Source organism: Paenibacillus sp. 19GGS1-52, from assembly GCF_022369515.1.
Taxonomy (GTDB): Bacteria; Bacillota; Bacilli; order Paenibacillales; family Paenibacillaceae; genus Paenibacillus_AQ.
In genome coordinates this window covers 2,270,283-2,283,588 of sequence record NZ_CP059724.1, presented here as the reverse complement: position 1 = coordinate 2,283,588, position 13,306 = coordinate 2,270,283, and the positions used below count along the sequence as shown (strand labels likewise).

General features: G+C 46.3%; 14 protein-coding genes. 5 read left to right on the top strand and 9 right to left on the bottom strand.

Annotated elements, in window-relative coordinates; genetic code table 11:
- Positions 1–18: 18 nt before the first annotated feature.
- The 4 genes from H1230_RS10690 to lpdA form a co-directional block, all read right to left on the bottom strand.
- Positions 19–1,368 (bottom strand): dihydrolipoamide acetyltransferase family protein, encoded by a 1,350-nt coding sequence (locus tag H1230_RS10690; RefSeq protein WP_239715448.1) that lies wholly within the window; start codon positions 1,366–1,368, stop codon positions 19–21.
- A 63-nt stretch (positions 1,369–1,431) separates the two neighbouring features.
- Positions 1,432–2,418, bottom strand: a complete 987-nt coding sequence (locus tag H1230_RS10685; protein WP_239715447.1) for an alpha-ketoacid dehydrogenase subunit beta — start codon at positions 2,416–2,418, stop codon at positions 1,432–1,434.
- A gap of 3 nt (positions 2,419–2,421) precedes the next feature.
- On the bottom strand, positions 2,422–3,438 hold the full coding sequence (locus H1230_RS10680; protein ID WP_239715446.1) for a thiamine pyrophosphate-dependent dehydrogenase E1 component subunit alpha: 1,017 nt from the start codon (positions 3,436–3,438) through the stop codon (positions 2,422–2,424).
- Positions 3,439–3,562: 124 nt separating this feature from the next.
- Entirely contained in the window at positions 3,563–4,984 is a 1,422-nt protein-coding gene (gene lpdA / locus H1230_RS10675; protein ID WP_239715445.1) for a dihydrolipoyl dehydrogenase, read from the bottom strand.
- Between the two features lie 153 nt (positions 4,985–5,137).
- On the opposite strand from lpdA, the gene H1230_RS10670 reads away from it, so the two are divergent.
- Positions 5,138–5,443: a DUF2627 domain-containing protein gene (locus H1230_RS10670; protein WP_239715444.1), complete on the top strand. Its 306-nt coding sequence runs from the start codon at positions 5,138–5,140 to the stop codon at positions 5,441–5,443.
- 119 nt (positions 5,444–5,562) lie between these two features.
- Here the strand turns inward: H1230_RS10670 and H1230_RS10665 are convergent, their stop codons facing one another.
- From H1230_RS10665 to H1230_RS10655, 3 genes are all read right to left on the bottom strand, one after another.
- A complete protein-coding gene (locus H1230_RS10665; RefSeq protein WP_239715443.1) occupies positions 5,563–7,419 on the bottom strand; it encodes an ABC transporter ATP-binding protein in 1,857 nt (618 codons plus the stop codon).
- On the bottom strand, positions 7,400–9,145 hold the full coding sequence (locus H1230_RS10660; RefSeq protein WP_239715442.1) for an ABC transporter ATP-binding protein: 1,746 nt from the start codon (positions 9,143–9,145) through the stop codon (positions 7,400–7,402). Before H1230_RS10660 ends, H1230_RS10665 begins: the two co-directional genes overlap by 20 nt.
- Positions 9,146–9,251: 106 nt before the next feature.
- Positions 9,252–9,461: a hypothetical protein gene (locus H1230_RS10655; protein ID WP_239715441.1), complete on the bottom strand. Its 210-nt coding sequence runs from the start codon at positions 9,459–9,461 to the stop codon at positions 9,252–9,254.
- Between the two features lie 193 nt (positions 9,462–9,654).
- On the opposite strand from H1230_RS10655, the gene H1230_RS10650 reads away from it, so the two are divergent.
- Positions 9,655–10,224 carry a thymidine kinase gene (locus H1230_RS10650; protein WP_239715440.1) on the top strand — a complete coding sequence of 190 codons (570 nt, stop codon included), beginning with the start codon at positions 9,655–9,657 and terminating at the stop codon, positions 10,222–10,224.
- A 328-nt stretch (positions 10,225–10,552) separates the two neighbouring features.
- Here the strand turns inward: H1230_RS10650 and H1230_RS10645 are convergent, their stop codons facing one another.
- Both H1230_RS10645 and H1230_RS10640 read right to left on the bottom strand, forming a co-directional pair.
- Positions 10,553–10,717, bottom strand: a complete 165-nt coding sequence (locus H1230_RS10645) for a hypothetical protein (RefSeq protein ID WP_239715439.1) — start codon at positions 10,715–10,717, stop codon at positions 10,553–10,555.
- A 34-nt stretch (positions 10,718–10,751) separates the two neighbouring features.
- Positions 10,752–11,270, bottom strand: a complete 519-nt coding sequence (locus H1230_RS10640; protein ID WP_239715438.1) for a DinB family protein — start codon at positions 11,268–11,270, stop codon at positions 10,752–10,754.
- A gap of 135 nt (positions 11,271–11,405) precedes the next feature.
- Here H1230_RS10640 and H1230_RS10635 point away from each other — a divergent pair, with 135 nt between their 5' ends.
- The 3 genes from H1230_RS10635 to H1230_RS10625 all read left to right on the top strand — a co-directional run bounded on the left by H1230_RS10635 (position 11,406) and on the right by H1230_RS10625 (position 13,024).
- Positions 11,406–12,047: a hypothetical protein gene (locus H1230_RS10635; protein WP_239715437.1), complete on the top strand. Its 642-nt coding sequence runs from the start codon at positions 11,406–11,408 to the stop codon at positions 12,045–12,047.
- Positions 12,028–12,567 carry an accessory gene regulator ArgB-like protein gene (locus H1230_RS10630; RefSeq protein WP_239715436.1) on the top strand — a complete coding sequence of 180 codons (540 nt, stop codon included), beginning with the start codon at positions 12,028–12,030 and terminating at the stop codon, positions 12,565–12,567. The genes H1230_RS10635 and H1230_RS10630 overlap by 20 nt, the downstream gene beginning before the upstream one ends.
- A 121-nt stretch (positions 12,568–12,688) precedes the next feature.
- Complete coding sequence (locus H1230_RS10625) at positions 12,689–13,024, top strand: LytTR family DNA-binding domain-containing protein (protein ID WP_239715435.1); 336 nt, start codon at positions 12,689–12,691, stop codon at positions 13,022–13,024.
- Positions 13,025–13,306 lie beyond the last annotated feature (282 nt).

The following is a 13,306-nucleotide window of genomic DNA, read 5'->3' as shown; positions in this document are numbered from 1 at the left end:
ACGTGAAGCTGTTTCTTCTTAATAAAGTTTGGTATCAGGTGTATATCCTTCAACATTATCCTTCACGCGCTGCAGAAAACGGCCGCAAATTACCCCATCCAGAATCCGGTGATCCAGCGATAAACAAATATTGGCCATGGAACGCACTGCAATCATATCGTTAATTACAACAGGTCTCTTCACAATCGATTCGAACGTCACTATTGCTGCCTGCGGATAGTTAATGATTGGATAAGAAAGAATCGAACCGAAAGAACCTGTATTATTAACTGTAAAGGTTCCGCCCTGCATATCCTCAAGCCGCAGCTTGCCTTCACGGGTCTTCAGCGCCAATTCATCAATCTCACGAGCCAAGCCAGCAATATTCTTCTGATCGGCTTTTTTGATCACTGGCGTCATTACTGAATCCTCTGTACCTACAGCTAGCGAAATATTGATATCACGCTTAACGATAATTTTGTCTACGGCCCAAACAGAGTTCATGATCGGGTAATCCTTAATAGCGCTCACGACTGCCTTCATCAGAAAGGACAGATAGGTCAAATTAATGCCTTCCTTGCGTTTAAAATCATCTTTGAGCCTATTCCGCAGCATCACGAGATTGGTAACGTCTACCTCAATCATGGTCCAGGCATGTGGAATCTCCGATACACTTTGACGCATTCTGGTGGCGATTGTATTTCGGATGGGGGTTACATCGATCAAGAATTCCGAACTGCTGCCCCGTCCACCCTCTACTTCAATCGTAGGAATACGTGGTGATTCGCTTAAGTGCAGACCGGAGTGACGATCCGGCTGTAGAGCTTGATTTGCTTCCTCAGTAGTGACTTGATGTGTCGGTGGTGTCGCTATTGCAGCTGTTGGTGCTGTTGCGACAGAGGTTCCACCGCCTTCAATAAAGGACAGTACATCTTTGCGTGTAATACGACCTCCCATACCGGTTCCTGATACGGCCGTTAAATTAACACCGTGCTCCGCAGCGAGGGTCTGCACTGCTGGAGAGTAACGTGCCCGCATCGACGAATCACCCGTAGGGGTCGCATTTTGTCCAGACACCATTGAAGGAGCCTGCACAGCAGCATTGCTTGTACCTTGGGTAGCTTTTGGAGCGGCTACAGAAACAGCAATACGGCAGATAACTTCCCCTACATTAACAGTCTGGCCTTCCTCCGCTAACCATTCGCCCATAATTCCTTCTATAGTGGAGGGTAGCTCAGCATTTACTTTATCTGTAATAAGCTCACATAGTGGCTCGTATTCCTCTACCCGGTCACCCGGCTTCTTCAGCCATTTGCCGATCGTTGCTGATACCAATGATTCCGCCAACTGCGGCATAATCACATCGGTCAACGTTTGGTTGTCTGACATTTTTTCAACTCCCTAAAGTTTTATGGAGCATCGCTTTTCTGATTTCGCATGATCCACTTAAATTTAATATTGCGCTAACCGCAGCATTTCTGCCTTAACCTTGTCCTTGCTCAACATGAAGAACTTCTCCATCGGCGGACTGATTGGCATAGCCGGCACGTCTGGACCACAAAGGCGGAATATCGGTGCGTCAAGCTCGAACAGGCAATGTTCAGCGATAATAGCGGCCACTTCGCCGCCAATTCCTCCGGTCTTATTATCCTCATGGACAATCAGCACCTTCCCAGTCTGGCGGGCTGCAGCAATAATCGCTTCGCGGTCCAACGGTTGAAGTGTGCGCAGATCCAGAATATGCGCGGTAATGCCTTCCTCACGTTCCAACTCTTCCGCAGCCTGCATGGCAAAATGCAGTGGCAGACTATAGCCGATTACTGTAATATCGCTTCCCTCGCGCAGCAGATTCGCTTCTCCAATCGGGACCGTATAATCGCCTTCCGGTACTTCTCCTTTGATCAGCTTGTAGCATTTCTTGTTCTCGAAGAACATGACAGGATCAGGATCACGCACAGCGGACTTTAGAAGTCCTTTGGCATCATAAGCCGAATAAGGTGCCACAATCTTCAGCCCTGGTGTGCCAAAAAAGATTGATTCCGGGCACTGCGAATGATATAATCCGCCAAAAATCCCCCCACCAATCGGGGCACGAATCACAATCGGACAGTTCCAGTCATTGTTGGAACGATAGCGAATTTTAGCCGCCTCGCTAATAATTTGATTCGTCGCTGGCAGCATGAAGTCGGAATATTGCATTTCAGCAATTGGCTTCATGCCATACATAGCAGCCCCTATAGCTACACCGACAATAGCCGATTCCGCCAGTGGTGTATCCAATACACGTGCTTCTCCGAACTGATCCTGCAGACCTTTCGTTGTGGTAAATACGCCGCCCTTAAGGCCAACATCTTCACCTAGCACAAATACGGACTCATCGCGCTCCATCTCTTCTTTCATCGCCAGCCGGATCGCATCGATATATTCCATTATAGCCATGAGTTATACCCCTCCTTCGTACACATGCAGCAGCGTATCTTCCGGTTTAGGGAACGGTGCATTGTCGGCGTATTCGATAGCTTCTTTCAGCTCCAGATTGCACTCGGCAATCATGTCGCGTTCCTGCTCGTCACTCCATAAACCCAGTGCGATCAAGTAATTGCGGAATCCGGCCACACCGTCTTTCTTCCAGTTCTCGTCCACTTCTTCTTTGGTCCGGTAAGCCAGATCATTATCAGAGGTAGAGTGTGGAGACAGACGATACATCATGGCTTCAACCAGCGTAGGACCTTCACCTGCGATAGCTCTTTCCCGTGCTTCCTTAACTACACGATACACCTCTAGCGGATCATTGCCGTCTACACGCACACCTGGAAATCCATAGCCCAACGCTCGGTCGCTGATCTTGCCGCCAAGCTGTTTATGAGCAGGTATCGAGATGGCATATTGGTTATTCTCACAAAAAATAATGACGGGGAGCTTATTTACTCCGGCAAAATTACACGCTTCATGAAAATCCCCCTGATTGCTGGAGCCTTCTCCGAACGTGACAAAGGAGACAAATTTCTTCTTCTGCATCTTGGCCGCGAGCGCAAAACCAACCGCATGCGGCACCTGCGTAGTTACTGGGCTTGAGCCCGTCACGATACGCAGTCGCTTACTTCCAAAGTGGCCTGGCATCTGCCGTCCGCCACTGTTCGGGTCCTCGGCTTTGGCAAAAACAGATAACATCAGTTCTCGCGTGGTCATTCCTACTGTAAGCACAAATGCATAATCACGATAATAAGGTAAAAAATAATCACTTTGCCGATCCAGCGCAAAGGCAGCAGCCACTTGTCCAGCCTCCTGACCAATCCCGGAGACATGGAAGTTGATCTTGCCAGCACGTTGAAGCAGTAGGCTGCGCTCGTCGTATTTGCGCGCGAGCAGCATATATCTGTACATATCGATGACCTGGCCGTCGCTGAGTCCAAGTTGCTTATGTCGGTTAACGGTTTCTACAGTACCTTGAGATTCCATACAAGAGGTACCTCCTAAAATTTTAGTGAAGTTCAACCATACCCTGATCTTATAACCAGGTACTAAAACTTGGCTTAGGCTTATTATAATCCCTTTGCACCTAAAAAGAAAAGATAAGAAAATCCTAGAACCCGATAGCACGCCCGTCCACAGCTAACATCGCTTCGCCGATAATTTCCGAAAGCGTCGGGTGAGCATGGATCGTCTCGCCGATCTCCCAAGGTGTTGCATCCAGCACCTGTGCCAATGCTGCTTCCCCAATCAGATCAGTAACATGCGGGCCAATCATCTGCACACCGAGAATATCACCACTAGTGCGATCAGCGACAACTTTGACAAATCCGTCTTTCTGACCGTATACAATCGCTTTTCCGATCGCTGAGAACGGGAATTTCCCAGTCACAATATCATGGCCCAGCGTCTTCGCTTCCTTCTCCGTATAACCGACACTTGCCACTTCAGGCCGTGTGTAGACACAGCGGGGAACAAGATGTGCATGATAAGGATGTTGCTTCTCGCCGGACAAATGATTGACTGCCATAATTCCTTCATGGCTGGCGACATGCGCCAGCTGAAGTCCACCGATACAATCACCAATAGCATAAATATGCGGTTCATTAGTCTGCATATTGGAATTCACAGATATAACACCTTTATCATAATGAATGTCTGTGTTCTCCAGTCCAATATTTTCAATATTGGCTACTCTACCTACTGACACAAGCAGCTTCTCAGCGGATAACCTTTGGCTCTGCTCTCCTTTGCGGGCTTCAATTGTAATGCCGGCGTCAGTCACTTTACAGCTACCCGCGTCAACCATTGTACCCGTCAATATCTTGACGCCACGCTTCTTCAATAATCGCTGCAGCTCACGAGCTACCTCTTCATCCTCCTGCGGCAGCAATTGTCCTGCGACTTCGACCACCGTCACCTCAACGCCGAAATCGACCAGCATCGAGGCCCATTCTACGCCAATGACTCCGCCACCCACAATAATAATGGAAGACGGCAGTTCTTCCATCTGCAACGCTTCTTCACTGTATAGGATGAACCTTCCATTCGGTTCCAGCCCTGGCAGAATACGCGGACGTGAGCCAGTGGCAATAATAAGATTTCCAGACACTACCGTCTCCATTTCTCCATCTTCCAGTTCAACCGCCACAGCTCCGCTGCGCGGGGAGAAGATAGAAGGACCGATGACGCGCCCCTTGCCCTTTAAGACTTGAATTTTATTTTTGCGCATCAAATATTGTACACCTTGATGAAGCTGCTCCACCACGGATTCCTTACGACGTTGTACCTTCGGGAATACCAGTTGTACACCTGAAGTTTCGATGCCATAGCTCTCGCTCTCATTTATTTCAGCATATACCTCTGCACTGCGCAGCAGCGATTTACTTGGAATACAGCCTCGGTGCAGGCAGGTGCCCCCCAGTTTGTCCATTTCGATAACAACAACGGACTTCCCAAGCTGAGCCGCACGAATCGCCGCCACATAACCTCCGGTTCCTCCGCCAAGTATGGCCACGTCACATGTAATTGTCATGATATATCCTCCAGTCATACACTTAAGTTCTCTTTAACCTAATATATTGTACTCTCTTTTAATAGGATTACAAATCCTTTCAAATAGACTTTTCCCTGTTGAAGCGTTATCATAATGAGGAATCCAATGGGCTAAGAAGGGTAGGAGATACTTATGAAACTGCTGATTTCACGCTTCATTGCCATCCTTATTCTTGTCATTCCCGGCTTGTTTGCCATGAAGGGCTTTATTATGATGAAAGACGATATTTTCAACTATATATCCATGCATGGTGATGATAGTGTAACCCCTGCTTTTGCATGGCTTCATTTTGGGGGCGGACTTCTGATCTTTGCAGCTGGAATGACCTTCCTGGGTGGCTGGATTCTAGCCCGCGACCGCAAACGCAATTATGTCGGCCCACGTTTCAAGGAGAAACAGCAGGTTAAACAGGCTACACCGCCGGAAGCTGGTTCTTAAGCAACTTCTTTTCTTACTATTACTAGTATAGGCGAGATATCCTTAGTGACGCACCTGCGTGCTATAGGATTTCTCGCCTTATTTATTGTAATCCACGTGTATCTGCATTTCACTTTGTCTTAGGCTTCAACCTCGGCGGTCACTCTACGCTTACCCTGCACCAAATCGCTATAGAGTCCTCCTTGACGCAGCAGTTCTTCATGATTGCCTTGCTGCAGCAAACGGCCGCCTTCAAGTACCAGAATCCGGTCAGCGGCACGAATCGTGTTCAGTCGGTGTGCGATCACGAAGCTGGTACGCCCCTTCATCAACGCCTGCAGCCCTTCCTGAATCTTGATCTCGGTCACCGTGTCAATGCTGCTCGTCGCTTCATCGAGCACCAGCATGGAAGGATTGGCGAGAATGGCCCGTGCAATGGCCAGCAGTTGCTTCTGTCCTTGGCTAATCCCACTGCCATCTGCTGAGAGCATTCGCTCGTAACCATCCGGCATCCGCATAATAAAAGAATGAGCATTAGCCAGTTTAGCAGCCTGTTCAACCTCCGCATCGGAGGCGTCCAGCCTGCCGTAGCGGATATTATCGCGAATGCTTCCCTTGAACAGGAATAAATCCTGCAGGACAAAGGCCATCTTGCTCCGCAAACTCTCACGTCGGATCGAGGTAAGTTCCTTCCCGTCCAGCGTTATGCTGCCCTCGTTCGGATCATAGAACCGGGATAATAACCCGATCAGCGTTGTTTTGCCTGCACCGGTTGGCCCGACCAAAGCGATCATCTCACCTGGCTTTGCTTCAAAGCTAATATCCTGTAGTGTATTTGCGCCTCCATCGTACGAAAAGGATACTCCGGCAAAGCGCACTGCACCTTCCACTTTATCCAGCGAGATCGCTGCGCCCTCATCCTTCGCCTCAGTCTCCTCATCCAGCACTTCGAAGACCCGCTCCGCTCCGGCAATCGCCGACAAGAGCGTGTTCCACTGGTTCGCCAGATCATTCAGCGGCCGAGTGAACTGGCGTGTATATTCCACAAACACTATAATTACTCCGACTGTGATGGACCCGTTGATCGCCAGCAGACCACCAACTCCGGCAACAATGGCAAAGCTTAGATTGTTCAGTCCATTCATCAGCTTGGGAATGAAGCCGGAGATCGCCTGTGCCCAATACCCTGACAGCATGATCCGTGTGTTGCGTTCACGAAAACCGTTGATAACCCGTTCTTCCTGTGAAAAAGCCTTAATAATGCGCTGTCCGGATAACGTTTCCTCAATATAACCATTCAGTTCACCCATGTTACGTTGTCTTTCCTTAAATAGTGGACCGGTTCGCCGTGTGATCCAGCGCATCCCTATCGCCATCAAAGGCACAACAATAAACGTTAGCAGCGTTAGGAGGGGGCTGAGCCACAGCATTACCCCCACAGTGCCAAGCAGTGTCAAAATACTGGAGAAAATCTGAATCGCCGAGCTGTTAAGCGTTGAGCTGACATTTTCAATATCATTGGTCAATCGGCTCATGATCTCTCCTTGCTGTCTCTTGTTAAAGAACGAAATTGGCAGCCTATGTAGATAACTGAATAGATCAGTACGCATCCGGAATATCGTTTCCTGGGCAATTTCGATCATCCAAATATTTTGCAGCCAGGAGGTCAAAGAGTAGAATATATATACAAGTGCTAGGCTGATCAGAAAAATACCCCAAGACTGTCCACCTGTACCCTCCAGATAAACATCGACCGCTTTACCAATCATATAAGGGCCAAGCAGCGCTAACGCTGAACTGAGCACAACCATCAGCAAGACCAGACCCAACCTGGCTTTACGTTTGGCAAGGTATCTCCAGAGCCGCTTCAGTGTACCTGCCCAATCCTTTGCTTTTGCTTTCGGTTTGCGGCCCGTGGCCGAACCCAGGCTTCTTCCCTCTCCAAGCTCAATTACTGGCTTAGGATGGCGAAAAGGCTCAACTAATGCTTTGAACATGCTGCACCATCCCCCCTATCTGCGATTCATTAATTCTCCGGTATAGCTGCGAGCTTTCCAGCAATTCTTCATGCGTCCCGCGACCGATTAACCGACCTTCATCCAGCAAAAGAATCAGATCCGCCGATGCAGTGGAACTAATCTTCTGTGTGATCAGGAATGTTGTACAGGATATCTCCTTCAGCGCGGCAAGCAGCAGCCCCTCAGTTACGGCATCAAGTGCGCTGGTACTGTCATCCAGAATCAGGATTGCAGGTTTCCTGACCAGAGCTCTGGCAATGGTCAGCCGCTGTTTCTGTCCACCGGATAGATTAACTCCACGTTGGCCCAGTATAGTATCATAGCCGCCCGGCAGACTTGTTATCGTGGCATGGATCTGCGCTGCCGCTGCCGCTTGCTCAATTTGTTGCTGAGTGGCATGCTCATTGCCCCAAGCAATGTTCTCGCGGACCGATCCGGTAAAGAGCAATACTTCCTGAGGCACATAGCCGATGGCTCCCCGAAGCTTGGAAATCTCCAGCTTGGCGCTCTCTACCCCATCAATCCATATGACCCCATCAGTCTCTTGATACAACCGTGGAATCAGCCCCACCAGCGAGGACTTGCCCGAGCCAGTTGCCCCCATAATCGCGATTCGTTCACCAGGCTTGGCTTCAAAGGAAATATCTTCGAGAACCGAAATATTACTTCCAGGATAGCGGAAGCTGATACCTTCAAATTTCACACCGCCCAATACAGCCGGTGGATTCGTCTGTGTAACAGCATTCTCAAGATCCTCCATCTCCGTATGAGCGGACATCACTTCGACAACACGCTGTGAGGATGCGCGTGCCCGGGAAAAGGTAACCACAATCCAGGATAAAGCTGACATCGCCCCAATCGTCCGCAAGGAATAATTGATAACCGCGACAGTCTGGCCTAATGTAGCATCACCTGTTGAAATCTCGATTCTACCGAACCACAGCACCGCCAATATCCCCGCATTTACAATTAGCAGAATAAAAGGCATCGTAGTTTCCGTTAAGCGCAGTGCAGACACCGTAACCTTCATTAGATCCCCACTGAAAGCAGCAAAGCGGCCAATCTCGTGATTCATACGTACAAATACACGAATCAAACGAATACCGGTAAGATTCTCCTGTATTACGCCATTAACCCCATCCAGCCTGATTTGTACCTTGCGGAACAAGGACGATGCTTTCTTCATAACCACATACAGGAAAATAATTAATATAGGTAGGGTCAGCGTCAGCACCAATCCCAGCTTTACGTGCACGACCAGCGCCATAATGACACATCCCACAACAACGAGCGGCACCCTAGTCATAAATCGCAAACTCATAAACAGAGTATCCTGCAGTTGCGATACGTCGCTGGTTAGGCGCGTGATTAACGATGAAGCAGCAAAGCGGTTAAAGACTTCGTAGGAGAATGACTGCACCTTTTCGTACAGCTTGTCCCTTAGATCAAAAGCGAAACCTTGGCTGGCATGAGACGCAAAAAAAGAGCTGAGCACCCCCGCAATGAAGGCCACAACCGCGCTTCCTATCAGCACACTGCCCCATAGCCATACTACTGAGGATTTTTGCTCTCGGATGCCTTGGTCGATTATTTTGGCAATCAATAAGGGCTGGGACAGCTCAACAGCAAGCTCAATCAGCATCATCACCAGAGCAGCGATAGCGGCAACCCTGTATTTTTTGAGAAAAGAAAAAATAAAGACCATAACCATTCCTCCATCAGACGGCCGCTTTCCGAAGATGTATATCTATTAGAAGGCATCCTATATTTTCAGGTTCCAATCGTATATTATATTTACCCATGTTCTCTACTTATTCATACAGCGCTTCCCGTAAACGGGTGGACATCGTAGAAGCCTTTCCCGTTTTCAAAATCACCTGGCGCATGGCCTTATTACTGCGATTTTTTTCGGCAAGATCCAAGAGTATCTCCTCCAGCAAGACTTGAGCCTCTGCGGATATCCCGCCTTTTTCCTGAAGAACGGCTAGCCGCTCCTTGTATTCAACCAATTTTTCTGGCATGAACAATACTTCCCTTCTGACCATTTTCCAATAATTATAACACAACACTTTTAGAATGAACTTTATAGAGGCAAGGTATCCAGATCCTTCATCCTACGATTTTCACTGGTAACACAGGCTACGAATATGATACTGTAATAAAGTCGCATTTTCGGAGCTTAATTACTGGTTATTTAAGAAGGGATAGATGGTCGTGGCACAATTGTTTTTCAAGTACGGGGCAATGAACAGCGGTAAATCTATTGAAATATTAAAGGTTGCACATAATTATGAAGAGCAGGGCAAGTCCGTGCTCATCTTCACACCCTCCATCGATGATCGGGACGAAGTGGGTTATGTATCTTCCCGAATCGGACTGCGCAAAGAAGCTATACCTATCGATGAACATACAGATATCTATAGGATCGTCAGCAGCAACCCGCGAAAGCCGCACTGCGTACTCATTGATGAATGCCAGTTTATGACCAAGGATGGAATTCTCCAGCTTGTCCGCATTGTAGATGAGCTCAACATTCCGGTAATGGCCTTCGGACTCAAAAATGATTTTCAGAACAATCTATTCGAAGGCAGCAAATATATGCTGATTTACGCTGATAAAATCGAGGAAATGAAGACCATTTGCTGGTTCTGCGAGCGTAAGGCCACTATGGCACTGCGTGTTGAAAACGGCAAACCCGTATACAGTGGCAAACAAATACAGATCGGTGGAAATGAAGCCTACTATCCGGTATGCCGCAAATGTCACAAGAATCCACCGTTATAACAGTAGTAGCCAAAAAGCCATAATATAAGTTGTTGTGAGCGGATGCTCCGCGAACGGAACGTTGCTCCAATCGCTGTTGTCTCCAGATGTATTGAATTACACTTAGCCGTGTACATCCGGAGACAAAGGCGAACGCTGCCGCTTTTCCGCAATCGTTCCGTCCTCTCCGCTGGGTTCAGCGGAAACTACTCCTAACATCTAAAACCGTGTCCCATACCTGTTGAAGCAGGCCGCTATGGATCAAAAACGAAAACTAGCCAGTATCCCATAATCCGGAGACTGGCTAGTTTGTGACTTTTATAGCCTTGAAGCGCAAAATGCTGTCTCATTAGCGGATAAACGGCAATGCTCGGTGCTCATCTTCCTTACAGACGTAGAGACTGTGCTGCTGCTGAAGCTTGCCTCCAGTATATGCGCGATGTGTCGTATCACGTGTGCCGCCTTCAATTTTGGAACGATGTCGAATGCCTGCTGCAAGCAGATTGCCTTTCACTTTAAAAAACTGAGCTTGATCAAACGTAGGGCAGCTATTTCAAATACCGCTCCTTAATCACTTCCCAATGATGAAGCTCATGCCCGATCAATATGCAGACCTGCGCCCTTGCTGAGATTGAAGCATTATTGGCGATCCCCACTTTTTCCCAGACATCCTCCGGCAGAGTTGCGAGCAATACCAGCGTTGACTCCCGCACTACCTTGTACTGATATAGCAGCTCATTTAAGGAAAATCTCTCAAATTGACCGGCCTTCACATAATCATTCTCTTCATATCCTGCCAATGGCGTCGTATCTCCTCTGGAGATACGCAGCAAACGATATGACATAATGCGGTCGCTATCGATCAAATGACCAACGATTTGTTTGATGCTCCACTTCTCCGGTGCGTAACGATAATTCCCCTCAACTTCACTCAATCCACCAAGAAAGACGAACATATCATCCGATTGTTTTCTGAAAATATCATAAAGCTCCCCTTCAGCAGGCACTAAAGAAATATACTGGGCATAAAAATCTCCGTATTCACTTCGTTCTGGACGTTGGCTCATGGTAGAACCCCTCTCATTTACAATATTTTATAAATAAATGGTGATAAGTGTAATTTCCCGTTGTTGTATTTTAGAACATTATGTATAATAATTGCAAGATTGGGGATTTGTTAAGCTGGTATCGGGAGTGTAGGGATGGTGGATTTTGTGCTTTATATGGCTTTCTCGGTATTGGAAACCTACGCATTGTTTTTCTTAGCTTTCAAAACCTTTAAAATTGACTTGTATCCAATAGAAATGGTATTCGCAAGTTTGATAATGGGTTTCATTTCTTTTGTGCTGCGAAGTGATTATGGATTAATTGAAATGGACGTTTGCCTTCAATTCATTTTAATATTTTGTTTTATGTGGCTTTTGTTTCGGATTCACTTTTTCTACGCCGCAATTATGACTGGTATGACCTATCAGGCCTATTCTTTGATACAAACCCTTTATTACTTTTTGTTAAACCAATCCACCTTGTTTTCTGTATATTTATTGCAAATATTAACAGCCACTACAGCTATAATAATTGGCATGTATATTAGTAAAAAACGTAAAGGTTTCGATTTTGTTCCTGACAAGCCCGCCGGAAGAATTAATATCTCAACTCGTGATCAGGTTTTGTTCGCCTTGAATTTACCGTCTTTTATTATCGTGTTATCAACCATATACTTTTCTAATCATCTTATGCAATTTTATTTCATTATTCCGCTTGCCTACGCTCTCGTACTCTATGGATATCTTTATTTATCTTATAAAAAAGATCGGAGCGATCATGGAAACATTGGCTTATAAAATTGCGCGAACTATTAAAAGTATAAATCCCGAAGAAACACATTCCATTGAGATTATGAAATATTCTCTCACCATTATTCTTAACACATTGACTACCTTCATAATCTCAGTGCTACTAGGCTGGCTTTCTGGAGAGTTAGAAGCAACAATCATTGTTTTCTTTTGTCTTTCTTTATTGCGTATGTTATCTGGTGGAGTTCATTTTAGAACTGCTCGTGCCTGTAATATTTTTTCAATCCTTCTCTGTACAGTAATCCCGCATTTATCGGGATATACCCTAAATTATATTTGGATAATAAATAGTTTGAGTCTAGCTATTATGTTCTTATTTGCCCCTAATCCTGATTACAACAGTCAAATTCCACTACGATTATACCCGCTGCTTAAAATACTTTCCTTACTTTTAGTTTCATCCAATTTTTTGATTGTGTCGTCTACAATTGGACTCAGTTTTTTAGTCCAATCTTGGACCATAATTCCTAAAGGGAGGAGAATAAATCATGAAAAAGGCATTCGCTAAGCAAACATCATCCGTCTTAGCAGTATCCGCTCGTTTTTTTGCTACCGTCTTAAAACCATTGTACCACAGCCCAGAAATTCCAAAAGAACTCCGGAAGTAATCTAACAAGGATGGGGAAAACATGCGTGTCTTACTGAACGACGGTTCCTCCAGGGATATCCAGGAAGAAGATATATTGTATTTCTCTAATTACAAGAATACAATATTCGTCCATACGAAAGAAGGCGAGTTTGTTCTCCCCACCACTCTTTCCGATCTCTTCACTGCATATGGGGATAAAGGCTTCGAACGGCTTGACCGCAGTAATGTTGTCAATATTCATAATATCGAACAATATGATTCCGATCGAAAAATTGTTTTTTTCGATCACGGAGAACAGTTTACTACGGTATCAGAATCTAATGGCTCTCGTATCAAGAAATATTTATCTATACACAATAAAAACCCGTCAGGGTAAAGCATCTTTATGTCTTCTAACACTGATCGAACGATCCCGGTACCGCTTAGGTGCCGGGATCATTGTGATGCAGATCACTTTTAATCATATATTATCCCACATTAACCATCATATGTAAAGATAAATACAGAGGGCGAATGGCAGGAGACGGTTCTTATTCCAAATGGTACCATTTGGAGAGGCTAGCTTTCTAAATTCCAGATAACTGAGGGAGGAATCTAATGAATTATCATTTTCATCCTTCTCCGCGTCCGTCTTCTCTAGAACTATTGACTAATGAAC

Excerpts from the sequence above, each read along its gene's own strand:
- H1230_RS10690 (WP_239715448.1), bottom strand. The coding sequence starts at position 1,368 with ATGTCAGACAACCAAACGTTGACCGATGTGATTATGCCGCAGTTGGCG.
- H1230_RS10685 (WP_239715447.1), bottom strand. The coding sequence starts at position 2,418 with ATGGCTATAATGGAATATATCGATGCGATCCGGCTGGCGATGAAAGAA.
- H1230_RS10680 (WP_239715446.1), bottom strand. The coding sequence starts at position 3,438 with ATGGAATCTCAAGGTACTGTAGAAACCGTTAACCGACATAAGCAACTT.
- H1230_RS10670 (WP_239715444.1), top strand. The coding sequence starts at position 5,138 with ATGAAACTGCTGATTTCACGCTTCATTGCCATCCTTATTCTTGTCATT.
- H1230_RS10635 (WP_239715437.1), top strand. The coding sequence starts at position 11,406 with ATGGTGGATTTTGTGCTTTATATGGCTTTCTCGGTATTGGAAACCTAC.
- H1230_RS10665 (WP_239715443.1), bottom strand. The coding sequence starts at position 7,419 with ATGTTCAAAGCATTAGTTGAGCCTTTTCGCCATCCTAAGCCAGTAATT.
- H1230_RS10660 (WP_239715442.1), bottom strand. The coding sequence starts at position 9,145 with ATGGTCTTTATTTTTTCTTTTCTCAAAAAATACAGGGTTGCCGCTATC.
- H1230_RS10630 (WP_239715436.1), top strand. The coding sequence starts at position 12,028 with ATGGAAACATTGGCTTATAAAATTGCGCGAACTATTAAAAGTATAAAT.
- H1230_RS10655 (WP_239715441.1), bottom strand. The coding sequence starts at position 9,461 with ATGCCAGAAAAATTGGTTGAATACAAGGAGCGGCTAGCCGTTCTTCAG.
- H1230_RS10640 (WP_239715438.1), bottom strand. The coding sequence starts at position 11,270 with ATGAGCCAACGTCCAGAACGAAGTGAATACGGAGATTTTTATGCCCAG.
- lpdA (WP_239715445.1), bottom strand. The coding sequence starts at position 4,984 with ATGACAATTACATGTGACGTGGCCATACTTGGCGGAGGAACCGGAGGT.
- H1230_RS10625 (WP_239715435.1), top strand. The coding sequence starts at position 12,689 with ATGCGTGTCTTACTGAACGACGGTTCCTCCAGGGATATCCAGGAAGAA.